Genomic DNA, 23097 nt, shown 5'->3' with positions numbered 1-23097 from the left:
GACATGTCGTTACAATCGTTGAAAATCAATTTTGCAGAATGGCTGCTGCTAAAGGTCAAATACCCGTCCCAATATTGGCTGGGAGCGGCAGATCAACCGGTAAAGGCCGCAGCACATCAGAAAAAAATCATACTGACCCTGCTGCCGTCCCATGACAATTTGGGAGATCACGCAATTGCTTATGCCAGCAAGGCATTTCTTGAGCAAGAATACCCGGACTTTGACATCGTCGAGGTCGATATGAAGGACATTTACAAATCAGCAAAAAACCTGATCCGCTCGCGCCATCCGGAGGATATGGTCTTTATCATCGGCGGCGGAAATATGGGGGATTTATACCGTTATGAGGAGTGGACGCGCCGCTTCATCATTAAAACATTCCATGACTATCGGGTTGTCCAGCTTCCGGCAACGGCTCATTTTTCTGACACGAAAAAAGGGCGCAAAGAGCTGAAACGGGCACAGAAAATTTATAATGCGCACCCCGGCCTATTGCTGATGGCGCGGGATGAAACAACGTATCAATTTATGAAACAGCATTTTCAAGAAAAAACAATTTTGAAGCAGCCGGACATGGTGCTGTATTTAGATAGAAGCAAGACCCCCGCAGAACGCGAAGGGGTTTATATGTGTTTGCGCGAGGATCAGGAAAGCGTGCTTCAGGAGGACCAGAGGAACCGGGTCGAGGCTGCGCTATTTGAGGAATTCGGCGAGATCCAATCCTTTACGACAACGATCGGCCGCCGGGTCAGCCGCGATACACGCGAACAAGAACTTGAAGCACTGTGGTCTAAGCTGAAAAGCGCAGAAGCCGTCGTCACTGACAGGCTTCATGGCATGATTTTTTGCGCGCTGACAGGAACGCCGTGTGTTGTCATTCGCTCCTTTGACCATAAGGTAATGGAGGGCTATCAATGGCTTAAAGACATCCCGTTCATGAAGCTGATAGAACATCCGGAGCCAGAGCGCGTAACAGCCGCAGTCAATGAGCTTTTAACAAAAGAAACACCCCGTGCAGGCTTTCCGAGAGATGTGTATTTTAAAGGTCTGCGTGACAAAATCAGCGGTGAAGCGCAATGATCCCGCTCGTCAGCATTATTGTCCCGATGTATAATGTTGAACCATTTATAGAAGAGTGCATTGATTCTTTGCTTCGTCAAACGCTTTCTGATATTGAAATCATCCTCGTGAATGACGGAACACCGGATCGTTCAGGCGAAATTGCAGAGGACTATGCAAAACGGGATGCGAGAATCCGGGTCATTCATCAGGCAAACGGCGGGCTTAGTTCAGCGCGAAATACGGGAATAAAGGCCGCGCGGGGCACTTACATCGGCTTTGTAGACGGAGACGATTATGTATCATCCGCCATGTTCCAAAGGCTGGCTGAAGAAGCGGAGCAAAATCAGCTCGACATCGTCGGATGCGGTTTTTACAAACAGTCATCGGACAGGCGGACATATGTGCCGCCGCAGCTTGAGGCAAACCGCGTGCTGACGAAACCAGAAATGACTGAACAGCTTAAACATGCTCACGAAACGAGATTTATCTGGTATGTATGGCGTTATCTTTACCGCCGTGAGCTTTTTGATAGGGCGAATCTGATGTTTGCTGAAGACATCCGTTTTGCTGAAGACTCTCCCTTCAATTTGTCCGCTTTTTGCGAAGCGGAGCGGGTGAAAATGCTTGATGAGGGATTGTACATTTATCGTGAAAACCCGAACAGCCTGACAGAAATCCCTTATAAGCCGGCGATGGATGAACATCTTCAAAAACAATATCAAGCTAAAATCGCATTCTACAATCACTATGGCTTAGCAGGCGCATGCCAAGAAGATTTGAATGTGTACATTTGCAGGCACCAGCTTCCGATGCTTTTGGCAAATGCCTGTGCTTCTCCGAATTCGCCGAAAGACATCAAAAAGAAGATCAGACAGATTTTATCCTATGACATGGTGCGGCAGGCTGTCAGACATACACCGTTTCAGCATGAGAAATTATTAAGAGGAGAGCGTTTGGTATTAGCACTGTGTAAATGGCGGCTCACTTTTCTCATCAAGCTGTTTTTCGAGCAGCGGGGGAAAATGAAAGGCAGTGCGAAGCAGGCATGAATTTCACGATAAATTTCAGCGCTAATCTCACGGCTTTTCTGTTGTCTGTTTTCCTATCGGTTTGGATGACGCCTTTTATTGTCAGTACGCTTGGTGTGGAAGCGTTTGGCTTTGTTCACTTGACACAAAATGTGATTAATTACTTTTCGGTTATCACCGTGGCGCTCAGCTCGGTTGTCGTTCGATTCTTTTCTGTTGCTGCCCACAGGGGAGAGCGGGAGAAAGCAAATGCGTATATCAGCAATTATTTAGCGGCCTCTGTTTTGATTTCATTGCTGCTCTTGCTGCCGCTTGCGGGTTCGGCTTTTTTTATTGACCGCGTCATGAATGTGCCGCAAGCGCTTTTGGCTGATGTGCGTTTGTCGATTTTAATCGGCAGTGTGCTGTTTATTTTAACGTTTCTGATGGCGGGTTTCGGTGCTGCACCATTTTATGCCAACCGCCTTTATATCACCAGTTCCATTCAGGCGGTGCAAATGCTTATACGGGTGCTGTCTGTGCTGCTCCTGTTTGCATGCTTTGCGCCGAAAATCTGGCAGATCCAGCTTGCAGCTTTAGCTGGTGCTGTCATTGCGTCTGTGCTGTCTTTCTATTTCTTCAAAAAGCTGATTCCGTGGTTTTCGTTTCGTATGAAGGATCTTTCATTCCGCACAAGCAAGGAGCTGTTTCAAGCGGGCGCATGGAGCTCCGTCAATCAAATCGGCGTCCTGCTTTTTTTGCAGATTGATCTGTTAACCGCCAATTTGATGCTGGGGGCGTCCGCATCCGGGAAATACGCGGCGATTATCCAGTTTCCGCTGCTTTTGCGCAGCTTGGCCGGAACGGTCGCATCCCTGTTTGCGCCCATCATGACTTCATATTATTCAAAAGGCGATATGGAAGGATTGATGAATTACGCCAATAAGGCAGTAAGGCTCAATGGTCTTTTGCTTGCACTTCCTGCTGCCTTATTGGGCGGATTGGCGGGACCTTTTTTGACAATCTGGCTCGGACCGTCCTTTTCAACGATAGCACCGCTTTTATTTATTCATGCCGGATACTTGGTTGTCAGCCTCGCCTTTATGCCGCTGTTTTATATATGGACAGCTTTTAATCAACAAAAAACACCGGCGATTGTTACCCTGCTGTTAGGTGCAGTGAATGCGGTGCTGGCGGTCACGCTGAGCGGGCCGGCTCATCTCGGTCTGTACGGCATAACATTGGCAGGGGCCATTTCTCTTATTTTAAAAAATGCCATCTTTACGCCGCTTTACGTATCCCGCATTACAGGCTACAAAAAGCACGTGTTCTTTAAAGGCATAATCGGGCCTCTTTCAGCCGCTGTATTTGCCTGGACGGTCTGTAAGGCAATTCAGTTCGTTGTGAAGATTGACGGCTGGCCGTCACTGATAGCGACGGGAGTGACAGTCAGCTTTTGCTACGCTGTTTTCGCTTTTATGCTCGTTTGTACAAAAGAGGAAAGACAGCTGGTATTAAAACGGTTTCGAAAAACGAAAGGAGCTGTGAATCTTTGATCCTGAAACGACTTTTTGATCTGACGGCCGCCATTTTTTTGTTGTGCTGTACAAGTGTGATCATTCTGTTCACCATCGCCGTTGTCAGGCTGAAAATAGGATCACCTGTCTTCTTTAAGCAAGTAAGGCCAGGCCTGCACGGCAAACCGTTCACCCTATATAAGTTCCGGACAATGACGGATGAACGGGACAGTGAGGGAAATCTGCTGCCCGATGAAGTCCGGCTGACGAAAACGGGCAGGCTGATCAGACAGCTGAGCATTGATGAGCTTCCGCAGCTCCTGAATGTCCTGAAGGGCGATCTTAGCCTTGTCGGGCCGCGGCCGCTTTTGATGGACTATCTGCCTCTTTATACAGAAAAACAGGCACGGCGCCATGATGTGAAGCCGGGTATCACAGGCTGGGCGCAAATCAATGGCAGAAACGCGATTTCCTGGGAAAAGAAATTTGAATTAGATGTTTGGTACGTTGACAACCGGTCGTTTTTTCTCGATTTGAAAATTTTATGTTTGACGGTGCGAAAGGTCCTTGTTTCAGAAGGGATTCAGCAAACCAATCATGTGACCGCGGAACGGTTTACCGGAAGCGGAGATGTGTCCTCATGAAAAATGTGGCCATTGTGGGTGACGGCGGTCACGGAAAGGTGATCAGAGAGCTGATAAACGCCCGCTCAGATACGCGCTTAGCCGCGGTGCTGGATGATAAATTCAAAACGTTCGAAGACGGAAAAGAATGGTACACAGGACCGCCGAAAGCCGTTACTGAACTGCGCAGGCTCATTCCTGATGTGCTATTTCTGATTGCTGTTGGGAATAACAGTGTCAGAAAACAGCTGGCGGAGCGACTGGGACTGGGGAAAGATGATTTTATTACATTGATTCACCCGTCAGCCATCGTCAGCAGGTCGGCTGTCATTGGGGAAGGGACAGTGATTATGGCGGGCGCGATCATTCAGGCGGATGCGCGCATCGGCGCCCACTGCATCATCAATACGGGTGCAGTGGCAGAGCACGACAATCAAATCAGCGATTACGTTCATCTGTCCCCGCGTGCCACGCTGTCAGGAGCGGTTTCCGTTCAGGAAGGCGCTCACGTCGGAACCGGTGCATCCGTCATACCGCAGATCATAATCGGGGCTTGGAGCATTGTCGGAGCCGGCTCCGCGGTGATCCGTTCCATACCGGACAGGGTAACGGCGGCCGGTGCTCCGGCACGCATCATTTCTTCCATTCAAACATCAAACAAAGGATGATTCTATGCATAAAAAAATCTACTTATCTCCCCCTCATATGAGCGGCAGGGAGCAGCACTATATTTCAGAAGCCTTTCGCTCAAACTGGATTGCGCCGCTTGGGCCGCTCGTGAATTCATTTGAAGATCAGCTGGCAGAACGAGTCGGTGTAAAAGCAGCAGCTGCGGTCAGCTCAGGAACGGCGGCGATTCATCTCGCGCTGCGTTTACTTGAGGTAAAAGAAGGTGACAGCGTGTTTTGCCAGTCTTTCACATTTGTAGCAACCGCCAATCCGATTCTATATGAAAAAGCGGTGCCCGTCTTTATCGATTCTGAGCCTGATACGTGGAATATGTCGCCGACAGCCCTTGAAAGAGCATTGGAGGAAGCGAAAAGAAATGGAACACTGCCAAAAGCGGTGATTGCCGTCAATCTATATGGGCAGAGCGCGAAAATGGATGAAATCGTAAGCCTGTGTGATGCATACGGAGTTCCTGTCATTGAGGACGCAGCCGAATCTCTCGGCACAGTCTATAAAGGGAAGCAAAGCGGAACTTTCGGGCGCTTCGGCATTTTTTCATTTAACGGGAATAAAATCATTACCACATCAGGGGGAGGGATGCTCGTTTCAAATGATGAAGCAGCAATTGAAAAAGCAAGATTTCTCGCTTCGCAGGCACGAGAGCCGGCTGTTCATTATCAACACAGTCAAATTGGTCATAATTACAGGCTGAGCAATATCTTAGCCGGCGTCGGCATTGCCCAGCTTGAGGTGCTGGATGAGCGAGTGGAGAAAAGAAGGACCATTTTCACGAGATACAAAAATGCGCTCGGTCACATAGACGGCGTCCGCTTTATGCCGGAGTACGCAGCAGGCGTATCCAATCGCTGGCTCACCACGCTCACACTTGATAACGGGCTCAGCCCATATGACATAGTTCAACGTCTTGCTGAAGAAAACATTGAAGCCCGTCCGCTGTGGAAGCCGCTCCATACCCAGCCGCTATTCGATCCGGCTTTATTTTATTCTCATGAAGATACAGGAAGCGTATGCGAAGATTTGTTCAAGCGAGGAATCTGTCTCCCATCGGGGTCCAATATGACAGAAGATGAGCAAGGCCGGGTCATTGAAGTGCTACTGCACTTATTCCATACTGTCGAGGTGAAGAAATGGACAGCAAGCATTCGATGATCAGCCTGAAACAGAAACTGTCCGGGCTGCTCGACGTCATTCCGAAACAATCAGAGATTATATATGCTGACTATCCTCTATATGGGAATGTAGGGGATTTATTTATTATGAAAGGAACAGAAGCCTTCTTTAAAGAACACGAGATTCGGGTCAGAAAACGCTGGAATCCTGACAATTTTCCAGTCGGGCGAAAGCTGGATCCTAATCTCATCATCGTCTGCCAGGGAGGCGGAAACTTCGGGGATCTGTATCCGTATTATCAAGGCTTTAGAGAGAAAATCGTCCAAACCTATCCGAACCACAAAATTGTGATCCTGCCGCAATCGATTTATTTTCAAAACAAAGACAACCTCAAACGGACGGCAGAGATATTTTCTAAGCATGCGAACCTTCACATTATGACAAGGGAAAAAGCCTCCTATGCTACGGCACAGGCTTATTTTACAAGAAATCACATTCAGCTTCTGCCTGATATGGCTCATCAGCTGTTTCCCGTCATTCCCACGCAGCAGCCGTCCAATCAAAAGCTGAGATTTATCCGAACAGATCATGAAGCAAACCAGGCGCTTCAGGAACACGCAGAAGCGGAAAGCTACGACTGGCGCACGGTGCTGTCAGCTTCAGACCGCCGGACGATTGCTTTTCTGCAAACGCTGAACGTCCTGAATAAAAAAGCAGGCAACCCTTTGCCCATTGCGTATATATGGGAAAAATACTCGGATTATATCGTCCAAAAAGCGATTCGGTTTTTCAGCCGTTACGAATCGGTGGAAACATCAAGGCTGCACGGCCACATCTTGTCTTCTCTTCTTCAAAAAGAAAACACGGTCATTGATAATTCCTATGGGAAAAACGCCAATTACTTTCATACCTGGATGGAAGGAGTGCCGAGCACCCGGCTCATCCAGCACGCCTCAAAGAAGGAAAACCTTCCTGCTCACATGTGAGCGGAAGGTTTATTTTGATTCTCCACGTTTGACTTTGTTGTATGCTTCATCTAAATGCTGAATCCTTTTCAGGACAACTGCGTTTTTCGTCAGCTGGTCCTGCACGAGTGTTGAGACAACGGAACGGTAGTAGCTGTTCATCGCGTGGATTTTATCCTCAGACTGATTCATTTCAATATGCTGTTTTAAATTCTCAATAAAATAAGGGACGGAAAAAAGTTCAGACATTTCTTTGGCAGCTCCTTTTTCATAAATGTATACGGTGTGATCTCAATCATGTACAATGAAGAAAGGGGAGTGAGCATGATGGATATGAAACTTCAGCAAGTACAAGTATTAAAGCCTCAACTGACACAGGAGCTCAGGCAGGCCATCACGCTGCTTGGCTATCATTCGGCAGAACTCGCCGAGTACATTGATGAGCTCTCACTGGAAAACCCTCTTATTGAACGAAAGGAAACAGACACACCGCCACTATCTTACCATAAAACAAACAAAAACAGGATGAATGCACAGGAAGCGGGCCTTCAATTAAGTAATCCGCAAAAAACATTGCAGGATGCGTTAAAACAGCAGTCACTCGATATGAATCTGACCAACACTGAAAAAAAGATTTTTAATTATCTGATTCATTCGCTTGATTCAAACGGGTACTTGGAAGAAGATGTGGAGGAGGCAGCACGGCGCCTATCTGTATCGGCTAAGGAAACGGAGGCTGTTTTGGCAAAACTCCAGTCATTAGAACCGGCTGGAATCGGTGCGAGATCTTTGCAGGAATGCATCCTTCTTCAATTACAGCGGCTGCCGAACAGAAATGAACAAGCGGAAATGCTGATTTCAGCTCATTTTGATGCTTTTGCGCAAAAAAAATGGAAAGCGCTTTCAGTAGAGACGGGAATTCCGCTTCATACCATTCAAGATATCTCAGATGATATCGCGGCTCTTCATCCTAGACCTGGCCTTCTGTTTGCCCGGCCAGAGCAAGATGTGTATATTGAGCCTGATATTTTTATCACCGTAAAAAACGGGCACATTGCAGCGGAACTGAATACCCGCTCGTTTCCCGAGATCGATCTGCATCCGCAGTACAGAACGCTTTTATCATCCGGCTCCTGTCAGGATACTGTCTCCTATTTATCTGCGAAATATCAGGAGTGGCGCTGGCTGAGCCGCGCGCTGCGGCAGCGAAAACAGACAATCACGAGAATTATCAATGAACTGATCACACGCCAAAAGGATTTCTTTCTGAAAGGGCGAAGCGCAATGAAGCCGCTGACTCTCAGAGAGGTGGCGGACTGTCTAAGCCTTCATGAATCAACTGTGAGCCGGGCCATTAAAGGGAAAACAATACAAACGCCTTACGGGCTGTTTGAGATGAAACTCTTTTTCTCAGCAAAAGCCGAGGCTTCAGGAGAGGGAGATGCGTCGAATTATGCAGTCAAAATGCATCTTGAAGACCTGATCAATCAAGAGGACAAAACAAAACCGCTTTCAGATCAAAAGCTTGTCGATTTGCTGTATGAACAACACGGCATCCAAATCTCGAGACGCACCGTGGCAAAATATCGCGATCAAATGAATATTCCGTCATCGGCAGCGAGAAAGCGATATAAATAAAATCCTCCCTAGACGGGAGGATTTTTTTAAGGAATCATCCAGCTGAATACGTGATGCTGCAAAAAGGTGATGATACAAACGAGCAGCAGCAAAAACAGACTGTGTTTAATGGTAAAGCGGAAAAGATCTGACTCCTTTCCGGCGAGTCCTACGGCGGCGCACGCCACCGCTATCGACTGCGGCGAAATCATTTTTCCTGTGACACCGCCTGAAGAGTTGGCGGCGACAGACAGAACAGGGTCCATACCGACCGATAACGCGGTGACTTTCTGCAGGTTGCCGAACAGCAGGTTGGCGGAAGTATCCGAGCCGGTAATGAAGACGCCGAGCCAGCCGAGGACGGGCGAAAAGAAGGTAAACATCGAACCTGTCAGCGCGAGTGTCATCCCGAGTGTCGTGCTCATTCCCGAGGAGTTGGTGACATAGGCAAAACCAACGACAGAAGCAATGGTCAAAATCGGAAGCTTCAATTCTTGGACTGTTTCTTTAAAAACGGTTCCCCAGTCTTTCCACGAAATCGCCGTGATGAACTTTGACAGCACTGCGGCAATCAATATCGCGGTGCCGGCTGAACCAAGCACCTCCAGCTTGTAAACCGCTTCAATCGGCGTACCGTCAGCATTGACAATCTGATTGTTCAAAAAAGGCACACCGGGGGCAAAAGTCAGTTTTTCTCCAACTGCATTGAGCCACTTCAAGAACACCGCAGAGCCTTCATAATGCCCGGTCAGTGCAGATTTGACAGATGGAATGCCCCATACGGAAATCATCGCCGTCAGCAGCAGAAATGGCGACCAAGCCTTAAAAATCTGTCCGCTGTTGTACGCAGGCGCCGCCGGATTTGTGCGCGCCGTTTCAATTGAGGCGGCCGACTCTTGTTCACCGGCAAACCGGAATGTTGTTTTCGGCTTCCACCATTTCAAAAACACAGCAAGTGCAGCCATTGAAACAAGAGCTGACAAAACATCGGGCAGCTCAGGTCCTAAAAAATTGGAACTGAGATATTGAACAACGGCAAAGGAAACACCGGATACGAGAATCGCCGGCCAGACCTCCAAGGCTCTCCTGAAACCGCTCATGATGATGATTAAATAAAGAGGAATAAATACGGATAAAAACGGCAGCTGCCGCCCGACCATTTGCGAAATCTCCATCGCCGGAATCCCTGTCGGCCCTTCTACGGCTGTAATTGGAATCCCAATCGCCCCAAAGGCAACCGGCGCCGTATTGGCGATCAAACAGATCCCCGCAGCATAAAGAGGATTAAAGCCGAGACCGACCAGCAGCGCGGCAGAAATGGCGACCGGCGCTCCGAAGCCTGCTGCCCCTTCTAAAAAAGCCCCGAATGAAAAAGCGATCAAGAGAGCTTGAAGCCGTCGGTCATCAGTAATCGAGAGAACAGAGCTGCGAATGATATCAAACTGTCCCGTTTTCACAGTGATTTTATACAAAAAAACAGACGTCACAATGATCCAGCCGATCGGCAACAATCCGTATACGGCTCCTTGTGTCGCGGACATCAGCGCTTTTTCCGCCGGCATCCGATAAACCAATACAGCAATGATAAGGGCGATCCCCAATGTGGCCAAGCCTGCTGTATACCCCTTCATCCGTTTAATCGCGAGTGCCCAAAAAAAGAAAATAATCGGTACAAGTGCGGCAAGCGCTGATAATAGCAAATTTCCCCCTATAGGCGTATATGCCTGTGTCCATTGCATCCCAAACCCCTCCTTGAAACATAAACTGGCGCTATATGTAAGCGGTTTCTATAGATGATATGATCATCTGATGACTGGGTAATAAGACCAGTTACCTAGCATTATATTTTGAAAAAAATCAAAGTACAAGACTTTTTGACAAAATAGTCAAAATCTTTTGGCGGCCCACAAAACAGAGTATAATAGATCGTAAACAGCCAGACCTACAAGTTACGGGGTGAATTGCATTGAAATATAAACAGATTAAAACAAAAAAAATATATGAAGAAGTAGCGGATGCCCTATTAGATATGATCAAAAACGGCGAATTGAAGCCGGGGGATAAACTGGACTCTGTTCAGGCGCTTGCTGAGAGCTTTCAAGTCAGCCGTTCAGCGGTTCGCGAAGCACTTTCTGCGCTAAAAGCGATGGGGCTTGTCGAAATGAAACAGGGAGAAGGCACGTATCTGAAGGAATTTGAGCTCAATCAAATTTCTCAGCCGCTCTCAGCCGCCCTTCTGATGAAAAAAGAGGACGTCAAGCAGCTGCTCGAGGTCAGAAAACTGCTTGAAATCGGCGTAGCTTCACTAGCGGCTGAAAAAAGGACAGAAGCAGATCTCGAAAGAATTCATGATGCACTAAAGGAAATGGGCAGCATTGAAGCGGACGGGGAGCTGGGAGAGAAAGCAGACTTTGCATTTCATCTTGCGCTTGCGGACGCTTCTCAAAATGAACTTCTTAAACACTTGATGAATCACGTGTCATCATTGCTGCTGGAAACAATGAGGGAAACGAGGAAAATCTGGCTGTTTTCCAAGAAGACCTCCGTTCAGCGGCTGTATGAGGAGCACGAACGGATTTACAATGCTGTGGCTGCCGGGAACGGTGCAGAGGCGGAAGCCGCCATGCTGGCGCATTTGACGAATGTGGAAGATGTGCTTTCGGGATATTTCGAGGAAAATGTGCAATAACCAACTCATTTCCCGGGCAATTCCGCGGTTCCGAATGATACGAACAACTGAGACTGAGCCGCAAATGGTTCAGTCTTTTTACATGAGGCAGCCAGAGGGCTTTGTGCACTTGACATTTGCGAAAAAGAAAGTAAAATATTTTACTAAAACAATGCGAGCTGAATAATGGAGGCAGATGCAATGGCGACAATTAAAGATATCGCGCAGGAAGCGGGATTTTCAATCTCAACCGTTTCCCGCGTTTTAAATAACGATGAAAGCCTTTCTGTTCCTGATGAAACACGGGAGAAAATCTATGAAGCGGCGGAAAAGCTTAATTACCGCAAAAAAACAGTAAGGCCGCTGGTGAAACATATTGCGTTTTTATATTGGCTGACAGATAAAGAAGAATTAGAAGATGTCTATTTTAAAACGATGAGATTAGAAGTAGAGAAACTGGCGAAAGCATTCAATGTCGATATGACCACTTATAAAATAGCGGATGGAATCGAGAGCATTCCTGAACATACGGAAGGATTTATTGCCGTCGGCACATTTTCAGATGAAGAGCTGGCTTTCCTCAGAAATCTCACTGAAAACGGCGTGTTCATCGATTCAACTCCTGATCCCGATCATTTTGACTCGGTAAGGCCCGATTTGGCACAAATGACAAGGAAGACGGTAAACATCCTGACTGAGAAGGGGCATAAGAGCATCGGTTTTATCGGCGGCACATACAAAAATCCGAATACCAATCAGGATGAAATGGACATCCGTGAACAAACCTTCAGATCCTATATGAGGGAAAAAGCCATGCTGGACGAGCGCTATATTTTCTGTCATCGCGGATTCTCTGTAGAAAACGGCTACCGCCTGATGTCAGCAGCGATCGATACATTAGGCGATCAGCTTCCGACTGCTTTTATGATTGCAGCGGACCCGATTGCAGTGGGCTGTCTGCAAGCCCTGAACGAAAAAGGAATTGCCATACCAAACAGGGTAAGCATTGTAAGTATCAACAACATCAGCTTCGCGAAGTATGTCTCGCCTCCTCTGACGACGTTTCATATTGATATACATGAATTATGTAAAAATGCTGTTCAATTACTGCTTGAACAAGTGCAGGACAAGAGAAGAACGGTAAAAACATTATATGTGGGCGCAGAATTAATCGTCAGGAAGAGTATGAATTAAGGATGACTTAGGACACTAAGTCATTTTTTATTTAGGTAAAAAAATTTACTCTATGAAGTAAATAGTTTGTTTACACATTTTCTCAGGCATGCTATATTATCTTTAAAGCGCTTTCATCCCTACCGAAAGGGTGACAATCAATGAAAATGGCAAAAAAGTGTTCCGTATTCATGCTCTGCGCAGCTGTCAGTTTATCCTTGGCGGCTTGCGGCCCAAAGGAAAGCAGCAGCGCCAAATCGAGTTCAAAAGGGTCAGAGCTTGTTGTATGGGAGGATAAAGAAAAGAGCAACGGCATTAAAGACGCTGTGGCTGCATTTGAAAAAGAGCATGATGTGAAGGTCAAAGTCGTTGAAAAACCGTATGCCAAGCAGATTGAAGATTTGCGAATGGATGGACCGGCCGGCACAGGCCCTGACGTGTTAACAATGCCAGGGGACCAAATCGGAACCGCTGTCACGGAAGGATTACTCAAGGAATTACATGTCAAAAAAGACGTTCAATCACTTTATACTGACGCTTCCATTCAGTCTCAAATGGTAGATCAAAAGCTTTATGGACTGCCAAAAGCGGTCGAAACGACTGTGCTTTTTTACAACAAAGATCTCATCACAGAAAAGGAATTGCCCAAAACGCTGGAAGAGTGGTACGACTATTCCAAAAAGACTGCTGACGGCAGCAAATTTGGCTTTTTAGCCCTATTCGATCAAATTTATTATGCAGAAAGTGTGATGAGCGGATATGGCGGATACATTTTTGGAAAGGCCAAAGATGGGAGCTATAACCCGTCAGACATTGGAATCAATAATGAAGGAGCTGTCAAAGGTGCGGCGCTGATTCAGAAGTTTTACAAAGATGGCCTGTTCCCGGCTGGCATTATTGGAGAACAAGGGATTAACGTGTTGGAATCGCTGTTCACAGAAGGAAAAGCCGCCGCAATTATTTCTGGTCCATGGAATGTAGAAGCCTTTTCGAATGCAGGAATCAATTATGGCATTACGAAACTGCCGAAGCTGGAAAATGGGAAAAACATGAGCTCCTTTATCGGCGTCAAAAGCTACAACGTCAGTGCATTTTCAAAGAATGCAGAGCTGGCGCAAGAATTAGCCGTTTTCCTGGCAAATGAAAAAAATTCTAAAACACGATATGAAGAGACGAAAGAAGTTCCTGCTGTGAAATCCCTAGCCAATGACCCGGCTATTATGAAAAGCGAGGCGGCACGGGCAGTTACTGAACAATCCCGTTTCTCAGAGCCAACACCAAATATTCCGGAAATGAATGAAATATGGACGCCGGCTGATTCAGCATTACAGACGGTTGCCACAGGGAAGGCGGATCCGAAACAAGCATTGGATCAAGCCGCTGAAACCGCCAAAGGACAAATTAAGGCAAAGCACAGCGGAAAATAAAGAGAAAGCTAGATTTGTATTGTAAGAGAGGTGAAAACGGTGCAGCATCGTCAAGTCGCTTTGTTGCTTTCTATCATTCCGGGACTCGGGCAATTTTATAACAAGCAATGGATAAAAGGTATTGTCTTTCTTTTCTTAGGCGCATCGTTTTTTGCGGTCTTTGGGAATTTGCTCAATATGGGGTTTTGGGGAATCTTTACACTGGGAACAGAAGTGCCGCGGGATAATTCCGTTTTTCTGCTGGCGGAAGGAATTATTGCTGTCATCGTGACCTGCTTTGGCCTTGCGGTGTATTATGTGAATCTTCGCGATGCGTTCCAAAGCGGAAAACAGCGTGATGAAAATAAGCCATTAAGTTCCTTAAAGGAACAATACCAACATATCATTTCTGAGGGCTATCCTTATGTCGTCAGCGGCCCATCTTTGTTTATTTTAATTTTCGCCGTGATCTTTCCTATCTTATTCAGCTTTGCATTAGCGTTTACAAACTATGATTTGTATCATTCTCCTCCTGCAAAATTAATTGATTGGGTCGGTTTTCAAACGTTCGCAAATATTTTCACAGTTGATATTTGGAGGTCGACTTTTTTTGATGTACTGGCTTGGACGGTGGTTTGGACACTTGCTGCATCCACACTGCAAGTCAGCTTGGGGATTTTTCTCGCGATCATTGTTAACCAGAAAGACCTTCGGTTTAAACGTTTTTTTCGGACCATTCTGATTTTGCCATGGGCCGTTCCCGGTTTTGTGACGATTTTAATTTTTGCGGGACTGTTTAATGATAGCTTCGGTGCGATGAATCACGATATCTTGGCTTTCTTCGGGATAGATCCGCTTCCGTGGATGACAGATGCCAATTGGTCGAGGCTTGCGTTGATTCTCATGCAGGGCTGGCTTGGATTTCCGTACATCTTTCTCGTCTCAACAGGCGTATTGCAATCCATCCCGGACGATCTGTATGAAGCAGCTACGATTGATGGCGCTTCTGTCTTTTCAAAGTTGAGATACATCACGCTTCCAATGGTGTTCATTGCAATGGCTCCGATTATCATTACCCAGTTTACGTTTAATTTTAATAACTTTAATATTATCTATCTATTCAATGGCGGAGGTCCGGCTGTAACCGGATCAACAGCCGGCGGGACAGATATCCTCGTTTCATGGATTTATAAATTGACAATGCAGTCCAGTCAATATTCTCTTGCTGCGGCTTTAACCATTTTATTATCTGTATTTGTTATCTCCATCGCATTGTGGCAATTCAGACAGACAAAGTCTTTTAAAGAGGGGGCATAAGGTATGCTGGCAGATATGAAAGTCAGAAAATATATCCGTCTCCTTTTCTCTTACTTGTTGCTAGCCTTTATGGCGGTCATCATTGTTTATCCTCTCCTTTGGACGGCAGGCGCAAGCTTTAATCCCGGCAACAGCTTAATCAGTACATCCATCATTCCGAAGCATCCGACATTCGACCATTACAAGGAATTATTTGCGGGCAAAGAAAGCCTTCAATATGTGCAGTGGTATGTCAACTCAATGAAGATCAGCCTGTTTACAATGGCAGGGTCTTTGCTCTGTGTGACATTTACAGCCTATGCGTTTTCGCGTTTTCGCTTCAAAGGCAGGAAATACGCTTTAACGCTCTTTTTATTGCTGCAGATGATTCCTCAGTTTTCAGCTTTAATTGCCTTGTTTGTGCTGGCGCAAATCTTGGGAATGATCAATAGCCATTGGCTGCTAATCTTGCTTTATATCGGCGGCCTGATCCCGATGAATACGTATTTGATGAAAGGGTACATGGATTCTATTCCGATGGATTTAGACGAAAGCGCCAAGATTGACGGAGCCAGCAGCACCAGAATTTTCTTCCAGATCATTCTGCCATTATCAAAACCGATGGCGGCAGTCGTGGCCATGAACGGCTTTACCGGTCCGCTCGGAGATTTTGTGCTGTCCTCAACCATATTGAGAACGCCTGAATCATATACATTGCCCGTCGGTCTATTCAATTTAGTGAATGATGTCATGGGGGCCAGCTATACGACATTTGCGGCCGGAGCCCTGCTTATCAGCATACCGGTGGCCATCATCTTTATCATGCTGCAAAAGAATTTTGTGTCCGGACTAACCGCAGGCGGAACGAAGGGCTAAGAGAAAAAGGAGGAGAATGTGATGTCAAAGCTTGAAAAAACGCACGTAACAAAAGCGAAATTTATGCTCCATGGGGGAGACTACAACCCCGATCAGTGGCTGGATCGGCCCGATATTTTAGCTGACGATATCAAACTGATGAAGCTTTCTCATACGAATACGTTTTCTGTCGGTATTTTTGCATGGAGCGCACTTGAGCCGGAGGAGGGCGTATATCAATTTGAATGGCTGGATGATATTTTTGAGCGGATTCACAGTATAGGCGGCCGGGTCATATTAGCAACGCCGAGCGGAGCCCGTCCGGCCTGGCTGTCGCAAACCTATCCGGAAGTTTTGCGCGTCAATGCCTCCCGCGTCAAACAGCTGCACGGCGGAAGGCACAACCACTGCCTCACATCTAAAGTCTACCGAGAAAAGACACGGCACATCAACCGCTTATTAGCAGAACGATACGGAAATCACCCGGGGCTGTTAATGTGGCACATTTCAAACGAATACGGGGGAGATTGCCACTGTGATCTATGCCAGCATGCTTTTCGGGAGTGGCTGAAATCGAAATATGACAACAGCCTCAAGGCATTGAACCAGGCGTGGTGGACCCCTTTTTGGAGCCATACGTTCAATGACTGGTCACAAATTGAAAGCCCTTCGCCGATCGGTGAAAATGGCTTGCATGGCCTGAATTTAGATTGGCGCCGGTTCGTCACCGATCAAACGATTTCGTTTTATAAAAATGAAATCATTCCGCTGAAAGAATTGACGCCTGATATCCCTATCACAACGAATTTTATGGCTGACACAGCGGATTTGATCCCGTATCAGGGCCTCGACTACAGCAAATTTGCAAAGCATGTCGATGTCATCAGCTGGGACGCTTATCCTGTCTGGCACAATGACTGGGAAAGCACAGCTGATTTGGCGATGAAGGTCGGTTTTATCAACGACCTGTACCGAAGCTTGAAGCAGCAGCCTTTCTTATTAATGGAGTGTACGCCAAGCGCGGTCAATTGGCATAACGTCAACAAGGCAAAGCGCCCGGGCATGAATCTGCTGTCATCCATGCAAATGATTGCCCACGGCTCGGACAGCGTACTCTATTTCCAATACCGCAAATCACGGGGGTCATCAGAAAAATTACACGGAGCGGTTGTGGATCATGACAATAGCCCAAAGAACCGCGTCTTTCAAGAAGTGGCCAAGGTAGGCGAGACATTGGAACGGCTGTCCGAAGTTGTTGGAACGAAGAGGCCAGCTCAAACCGCGATTTTATATGACTGGGAAAATCATTGGGCGCTCGAGGATGCTCAGGGGTTTGCGAAGGCGACAAAACGTTATCCGCAAACGCTTCAGCAGCATTACCGCACATTCTGGGAACACGATATCCCTGTCGACGTCATCACGAAAGAACAAGACTTTTCACCATATAAACTGCTGATCGTCCCGATGCTGTATTTAATCAGCGAGGACACCATTTCCCGTTTAAAAGCGTTTACGGCTGACGGCGGCACCTTAGTCATGACGTATATCAGCGGGGTTGTGAATGAGCATGACTTAACATACACAGGCGGATGGCATCCGGACCTTCAAGCTATATTTGGAGTTGAGCCTCTTGAAACGGACACCCTGTATCCGAAGGATCGAAACGCTGTCAGCTATCGCAGCCAAATATATGAAATGAAGGATTATGCAACCGTGATTGATGTAAAGACAGCTTCAGTGGAAGCAGTGTATCAAGAAGATTTTTATGCGCGCACGCCAGCGGTCACAAGCCATGAGTATCAGCAGGGCAAGGCGTATTTTATCGGCGCGCGTTTGGAGGATCAATTTCAGCGTGATTTCTATGAGGGTCTGATCACAGACCTGTCTCTTTCTCCAGTTTTTCCGGTTCGGCACGGAAAAGGCGTCTCCGTACAAGCGAGGCAGGATCAGGACAATGATTATATTTTTGTGATGAACTTTACGGAAGAAAAACAACTGGTCACGTTTGATCAGAGTGTGAAGGACATAATGACAGGAGACATATTGTCAGGCGACCTGACGATGGAAAAGTATGAAGTGAGAATTGTCGTAAACACACATTAGGCTGATGCTCCGCTCGATATGGGCGGATTCTTTTTTCTATAGAATGAAAACGCTTGCTAAGTCTTGGGGGGATGAAATCATGAAAAGCAAAGTGAAAATGTTCTTTGCGGCTGCCATCGTGTGGAGTGCATGTAGTTCAACAGGATATGCCGCTGCCATTGAGAAGGACAAGCACGTGTCAGAGCTTCGGACAGAGGATCTTTTTGTTAAAAAAGTAGAGGGGATGAACAAGGATTTTATCAAAGGGGCAGATGTGTCCAGCGTTATTGCTTTGGAAAACAGCGGTGTCACCTTTTATAATACAAGCGGAAAACGTCAGGACATCTTTACAACCTTAAAACAGGCTGGGGTCAACTATGTTCGCGTCCGCATCTGGAATAACCCGTATGATTCAAATGGCAACGGGTATGGCGGGGGAAACAATGATGTTCAAAAAGCCATCGAAATCGGAAAAAGAGCGACAGCGAACGGAATGAAGGTGCTGGCCGACTTTCACTACTCTGATTTCTGGGCCGATCCAGCGAAACAAAAGGTGCCCAAAGCCTGGGTGAATCTCAGCTTTGAAGCAAAAAAAGCAAAGCTCTATGAGTATACGAAACAAAGCCTGCAAAAGATGATCAAGGAAGGCGTTGACATCGGCATGGTTCAGGTCGGAAATGAAACAACAGGAGGATTTGCCGGTGAGACTGATTGGACGAAGATGTGCCAATTATTTAATGAAGGAAGCCGAGCGGTCAGGGAGACAAATTCAAATATTTTGGTCGCCCTGCATTTTACCAATCCTGAAACGGCTGGAAGGTATTCATTTATTGCGGAAACACTCAGCAAAAACAAAGTGGATTATGATGTGTTTGCGAGCTCCTATTATCCTTTCTGGCATGGCACATTACAAAATTTGACCTCCGTGCTGAAGGCTGTTGCCAACACGTACGGCAAAAAAGTCATGGTGGCGGAAACATCGTACACCTATACCGCTGAGGATGGCGATGGGCATGGAAATACAGCGCCAAAAAGCGGGCAGACGCTGCCATATCCAATTTCTGTTCAAGGCCAGGCAACTGCAGTAAGAGATGTAATGGAGGCAGTAGCGAATACGGGCAAAGCAGGACTTGGCGTTTTCTACTGGGAGCCGGCGTGGATTCCAGTCGGGCCGAAGACACAGATAGAGAAAAACAAAGTGTTATGGGAAACATACGGGTCAGGGTGGGCGTCCAGCTATGCTGCTGAATACGACCCTGAAGACGCCGGGAAGTGGTATGGGGGAAGTGCTGTAGATAATCAAGCTTTATTTGATTTTAATGGACACCCGCTGCCTTCCTTGCAGGTGTTTCAATATGCGGAGTCAGGACATATTCCAAAGAAACGCTGAAACAAAAAAATCCATGAGATGTAACAAATCATTGTTATGTCTCATGGATCATTTTATTTTACATCAACTAATATAAAACATTCGTCATCACTCTTATGATGAGCTTCCTTTTGATGTTGCAGTGATGTAAGGATTTTCTCCTTCAGGTCAGCGATCGGCGAATCAGGATGATCCTTTAGTAAATCAAATAAATAACATGAAGCCGTAGGATCCATCACGCCATCCGTATACAGAAGCAATCTTCCGCCCTCCGTGTATGAAAGGCTGCTTGACTGAAACACTAAGTCTTCAAACATTCCGATCGGAGGCGAGGTAGCGTGAAGCAGATGTTGAGTTCCGCTATCGTCCTGCCAAAGTGCCGGCGGATGCCCTGCGTTGACATAATCAATTCTTTGCCGTGCTATATCAATCTCGAGATAAATAGCAGTGCAATAATGTCTTGCTTCCTCATCATTTTGAAACAAGCTGTGAAGGTGCCGGTCCAATTCCTTCATAACTTTAACGGGGCTGAGACCTTGCGTGATCTGGCGCTGGAACAAAGGATGAAGAGACATCGTAATCAATGCAGATGAAATTCCGTGCCCCATCACATCAAGGATAATAATGCCGTAACGGTGTTCATCGATTTGATAATATCCGTAAAGATCACCTGACAATTCACTCGATGCGTTGTAATAAGAGTCAATCTGAACCTGATCGTTTACAATCGGTTCAGTCAACGAGTTTTTCTGGATCTTTCTGGCGAGTTCAAGCTCTCTTTTGGTGTTTAATTTAAATTGTTGATTTTGTTTATTGATCTCAAGAAGTTCTTCTTGTTTTGCTTTAAGCGTTTCCAAGGCAATTTCTAACTCCGCATTGGCTTTCTGTTTGGCAAGCAAAGCTTCCTGAGCCTCATTTCTGGCTATCAGCAGCTCATTTTCATATTCATTTCGCTTTCGCATGGGAATAAGAACACAATCAAAGACAGAAGCCCCGCTATCGTGTCTCGCAATAGCATTGATAAGGACGGGAATTTCTTCTCCATCTCTTGCTTTCAAGGAAATGTATATTTCTTCGATGTGATGCTCCAATTTCAAAAGCGGAAAAAAATAAAGCTGGCAGAAAAGCTGTGCGGGAATGGTCAACATCATATTCATGTGCTGGCCGATAACCTGCTCCGGTTCATAATCCAGAATCTTGATAAGGGTGCGGTTGGCAGCTATGATCGACCCCTCTTCTGACAAAGCGAGGAAACCGCATGGTGCATCATTCAATTGTTTGTCCATCTAAGAGGGTCACCTCTATCCCTTTCGTTCCTATATCACACGTGTGCTTTTAAATAATCGCCGATCAGCTGTATCGTCTCATCTGGATGGCTCATATGAGGGCAATGTCCGCGAGCCTCCATTTGTTTCAGACTGCTATAAGGCAGATGCTGATGCATATACTTACCTACTGTTGCAGGTGCGATGATATCATCTGCACATTGGAGAATAAGAGAGGGAACCGTTACCTTGGAAAGATCCTCTCGGTGATCAGAAAAAAACGCCGCTTTCGCGAATTGGCGGGCAATGACAGGATCAGTAGAACAAAAACGGCTTTCAAGCTCTTCCTTAATTTCAGGCCGATCTGGCTGATTCAGAACGGTTGCCGCAAATACAGTTGCCCAGCCGATATAATTTTTCTCCATCATCTCCAGCAAGCCAAGGAGCTGCTCCTCTTCAAATCCTCCGTAATACTCAGGCGGATCATTCAAATAGCAAGGAGAAGGCCCCACCATCACCAGATGGGAAAAAAGCTCCGGGCGGCGGATGGATGCAAGCATCCCAATCAAGGCCCCGACGGAGTGACCTACAAACACGGTTTCCTTCAGATCTAAAGCTTCACAAACATCAAGAACATCCTGGGCATAGCCGTCAAGTGTCTGGTAACGATTCATGTCATATGCGCGCAAATCTGAATGTCCCGAACCGACGTAATCAAATAAAATCACCCGATAATCTTCTTCAAAGGCAGGTGCCACGGCATTCCACACACTTTGATCGCATCCAAAACCAGGTGCGAACATGATAGATGCTTTGCCGCTGCCTTTCACCTTCACATGATTTCTAGACAAAATCGCTTCGTTCATGATTGGCTCCTTTCAGCCGGAAAGTAATATAAAGTTCAATAGATCTATCATAACACTCGGATGGTTTGAAGAGTGTATCTTTCTATGAATGTCACAGCAGTTTAAAAGAAAGAGGACATGGGAGATAAAAAAGGTGGATGAATTGGAAGATGCAGGAGGAGGATTGCCTAGATACCGGGGTGAGTAAGAAAATGACATTTGTCACTTCATCATCATGACACCCCTCGTTAACAGCACTCACCAAAGAAGATTTGAAAACAAGAGCAGAAAAATTATCCGGCGGACAAAAACGCCGTTTGAGCTTTGCTTTGGCTCTTGTCGGGAACCCGGAGCTGCTTATACTTGATGAACCGACAGTCGGCATGGACACTTCATCAAGACACCGATTCTGGCAGACCATTCACGGACTGTCGGACCAAGGAAAAACAATTATTTTTTCAACTCATTATTTACAGGAAGCAGACGATGCCGCACAGCGAGTCCTATTTTTTACTGAGGGACGGCTTGTTGCAGACGACTCACCAATGCAAATCCGCTCAAGAATGCAAAAACAGTCTGTTTCCTTTACGCTTCATTCAAGTGAATCAGTGGAAAGGCTGTCTTGTCACCCGGAAGTCGAGAGAGTGATCCACGAGCATGAGAGAACCATCATCCAGACATCAAATACAGACAAAGTGTTGGCGCTGATCTTTCAAGAAAACATCCCAGCACGAAATATTCGAATTGAGCAAGCGACGCTCGATGAGGCATTTCGCCAGCTGGCTGACGGCAACAGGGAGGCGATGTGAGTGAACATGCTGCAAAAGCAAAGCATCGCTGAAATGAAAAGGGTGCTTAGGAACAAGTATTTTGTGCTTTGGTCTCTGATCATGCCGATTGCCTTTTATTATTTCTTTACAAATGTAGTGAATACCAACGTCCCTGATCAACGTGCATGGGAAGCCCATTACCTGATGTCGATGACAGTCTTCAGTGTGATGGGTTCCTCTATCATGACGCTTGGCATCCGAATGGTACAAGAACGGTCACAAGGCTGGGCCGCCTTTATCCGCCTTACGCCTCTTCCGGATCATATCTATTTATCAGCTCAGATGATCGGCCAAAGTGTCATTCACGTTTTATCAATTACCGTCATATTTCTGTTCGGCGCAATCATCAATGATATTGCCTTGTCACCGTTTGAATGGATGATGAGCGGACTGTGGATTTTGTTTGGCGCATTGCCTTTTTTAGCATTAGGCACACTAATCGGCCTCATGAGAAAAGTAGAAACAGCGGCCGGAATCAGTAATGTGCTTTATATGCTGCTGGCTTTAGGCGGAGGGATGTGGATGCCGTTTGAGGTCATGCCTGACATGATGCAGAGCATTGGCCAGTGGCTTCCGTCTTATCATTTCGGGAGCGGAGCGTGGGAACTTGTCCGGGGTGGGAGTCCGACTTGGAAAAATATTCTGATATTAATCGCTTATATGATGCTCTTCATGCTACTATCTAAATATATAAGAAGAAAACAAGAAGCGGTGTAA

20 protein-coding genes and 1 pseudogene are annotated in these 23097 nt (G+C 46.4%); 17 read left to right on the top strand and 4 right to left on the bottom strand.

Features of this window, described 5'->3' with window-relative positions:
* Positions 1–3: 3 nt before the first annotated feature.
* From NSQ12_RS18185 to NSQ12_RS18155, 7 genes are read left to right on the top strand one after another with little or no spacing between them, the layout of a single operon-like run.
* The gene (locus NSQ12_RS18185; RefSeq protein ID WP_041333229.1) at positions 4–1080 is read left to right on the top strand and encodes a polysaccharide pyruvyl transferase family protein; all 1077 of its coding nucleotides are present in this window, start codon (positions 4–6) and stop codon (positions 1078–1080) included.
* Positions 1077–2111, top strand: coding sequence for a glycosyltransferase (locus NSQ12_RS18180; RefSeq protein ID WP_339175302.1), 1035 nt, complete (start codon positions 1077–1079; stop codon positions 2109–2111). The genes NSQ12_RS18185 and NSQ12_RS18180 overlap by 4 nt, the downstream gene beginning before the upstream one ends.
* On the top strand, positions 2108–3625 hold the full coding sequence (locus tag NSQ12_RS18175) for an MATE family efflux transporter (RefSeq protein ID WP_339175300.1): 1518 nt from the start codon (positions 2108–2110) through the stop codon (positions 3623–3625). Before NSQ12_RS18180 ends, NSQ12_RS18175 begins: the two co-directional genes overlap by 4 nt.
* Positions 3622–4230 (top strand): sugar transferase, encoded by a 609-nt coding sequence (locus tag NSQ12_RS18170; protein ID WP_046160871.1) that lies wholly within the window; start codon positions 3622–3624, stop codon positions 4228–4230. The genes NSQ12_RS18175 and NSQ12_RS18170 overlap by 4 nt, the downstream gene beginning before the upstream one ends.
* Positions 4227–4877 (top strand): acetyltransferase, encoded by a 651-nt coding sequence (locus NSQ12_RS18165; RefSeq protein ID WP_163138371.1) that lies wholly within the window; start codon positions 4227–4229, stop codon positions 4875–4877. Before NSQ12_RS18170 ends, NSQ12_RS18165 begins: the two co-directional genes overlap by 4 nt.
* 4 nt (positions 4878–4881) lie before the next feature.
* Positions 4882–6048 (top strand): aminotransferase class I/II-fold pyridoxal phosphate-dependent enzyme, encoded by a 1167-nt coding sequence (locus NSQ12_RS18160; protein ID WP_163138372.1) that lies wholly within the window; start codon positions 4882–4884, stop codon positions 6046–6048.
* Positions 6027–6995: a polysaccharide pyruvyl transferase family protein gene (locus tag NSQ12_RS18155; protein WP_088327006.1), complete on the top strand. Its 969-nt coding sequence runs from the start codon at positions 6027–6029 to the stop codon at positions 6993–6995. Before NSQ12_RS18160 ends, NSQ12_RS18155 begins: the two co-directional genes overlap by 22 nt.
* A gap of 9 nt (positions 6996–7004) precedes the next feature.
* On the opposite strand, the gene yvfG is transcribed toward NSQ12_RS18155, so the two are convergent.
* Positions 7005–7223 carry a protein YvfG gene (gene yvfG / locus NSQ12_RS18150; RefSeq protein ID WP_003219905.1) on the bottom strand — a complete coding sequence of 73 codons (219 nt, stop codon included), beginning with the start codon at positions 7221–7223 and terminating at the stop codon, positions 7005–7007.
* 78 nt (positions 7224–7301) lie between these two features.
* Here yvfG and rpoN point away from each other — a divergent pair, with 78 nt between their 5' ends.
* Positions 7302–8612, top strand: a complete 1311-nt coding sequence (gene rpoN / locus NSQ12_RS18145; RefSeq protein WP_026113621.1) for an RNA polymerase factor sigma-54 — start codon at positions 7302–7304, stop codon at positions 8610–8612.
* Positions 8613–8638: 26 nt separating this feature from the next.
* Here the strand turns inward: rpoN and lutP are convergent, their stop codons facing one another.
* Entirely contained in the window at positions 8639–10330 is a 1692-nt protein-coding gene (gene lutP, locus NSQ12_RS18140) for an L-lactate permease LutP (RefSeq protein ID WP_088327004.1), read from the bottom strand.
* A 227-nt stretch (positions 10331–10557) separates the two neighbouring features.
* Between lutP and lutR the strand changes: the two genes are divergently transcribed.
* From lutR to ganB, 7 genes are all read left to right on the top strand, one after another.
* The gene (gene lutR, locus NSQ12_RS18135) at positions 10558–11280 is read left to right on the top strand and encodes an L-lactate utilization/bacilysin biosynthesis transcriptional regulator LutR (RefSeq protein ID WP_015714739.1); all 723 of its coding nucleotides are present in this window, start codon (positions 10558–10560) and stop codon (positions 11278–11280) included.
* 180 nt (positions 11281–11460) lie between these two features.
* Positions 11461–12453: a galactan degradation operon transcriptional regulator GanR gene (ganR, locus tag NSQ12_RS18130; protein WP_003244199.1), complete on the top strand. Its 993-nt coding sequence runs from the start codon at positions 11461–11463 to the stop codon at positions 12451–12453.
* A 140-nt stretch (positions 12454–12593) separates the two neighbouring features.
* The gene (ganS, locus tag NSQ12_RS18125; protein ID WP_032722554.1) at positions 12594–13859 is read left to right on the top strand and encodes an arabinogalactan oligomer ABC transporter substrate-binding protein GanS; all 1266 of its coding nucleotides are present in this window, start codon (positions 12594–12596) and stop codon (positions 13857–13859) included.
* A 39-nt stretch (positions 13860–13898) separates the two neighbouring features.
* A complete protein-coding gene (gene ganP, locus NSQ12_RS18120; RefSeq protein WP_029318377.1) occupies positions 13899–15155 on the top strand; it encodes an arabinogalactan oligomer ABC transporter permease GanP in 1257 nt (418 codons plus the stop codon).
* Positions 15156–15158: 3 nt separating this feature from the next.
* Entirely contained in the window at positions 15159–16010 is an 852-nt protein-coding gene (gene ganQ / locus NSQ12_RS18115; RefSeq protein WP_015714737.1) for an arabinogalactan oligomer ABC transporter permease GanQ, read from the top strand.
* Positions 16011–16028: 18 nt separating this feature from the next.
* Positions 16029–18092, top strand: coding sequence for a beta-galactosidase GanA (gene ganA / locus NSQ12_RS18110; RefSeq protein WP_088327002.1), 2064 nt, complete (start codon positions 16029–16031; stop codon positions 18090–18092).
* 79 nt (positions 18093–18171) lie between these two features.
* Complete coding sequence (gene ganB, locus NSQ12_RS18105) at positions 18172–19461, top strand: arabinogalactan endo-beta-1,4-galactanase (protein WP_088327000.1); 1290 nt, start codon at positions 18172–18174, stop codon at positions 19459–19461.
* Between the two features lie 53 nt (positions 19462–19514).
* Here ganB and rsbP read toward each other — a convergent pair whose 3' ends face one another.
* Both rsbP and rsbQ read right to left on the bottom strand, forming a co-directional pair.
* On the bottom strand, positions 19515–20726 hold the full coding sequence (rsbP, locus tag NSQ12_RS18100) for a phosphoserine phosphatase RsbP (protein WP_086344337.1): 1212 nt from the start codon (positions 20724–20726) through the stop codon (positions 19515–19517).
* 35 nt (positions 20727–20761) lie between these two features.
* On the bottom strand, positions 20762–21571 hold the full coding sequence (rsbQ, locus tag NSQ12_RS18095; RefSeq protein WP_088326998.1) for a sigma factor SigB/phosphatase RsbP regulator RsbQ: 810 nt from the start codon (positions 21569–21571) through the stop codon (positions 20762–20764).
* 224 nt (positions 21572–21795) lie between these two features.
* Here rsbQ and NSQ12_RS18090 point away from each other — a divergent pair.
* Together NSQ12_RS18090 and NSQ12_RS18085 are read left to right on the top strand one after the other, a co-directional pair.
* Positions 21796–22359, top strand: a pseudogene (locus NSQ12_RS18090) (ABC transporter ATP-binding protein); the annotation flags it as partial.
* Complete coding sequence (locus NSQ12_RS18085) at positions 22360–23097, top strand: ABC transporter permease (RefSeq protein WP_015251199.1); 738 nt, start codon at positions 22360–22362, stop codon at positions 23095–23097. It begins immediately after the preceding pseudogene.

Origin of the sequence: Bacillus sp. PS95 (assembly GCF_037963565.1) — a bacterium.
GTDB lineage: Bacteria > Bacillota > Bacilli > Bacillales > Bacillaceae > Bacillus > Bacillus subtilis.
This window is presented reverse-complemented; position numbering and strand designations above follow the sequence as displayed.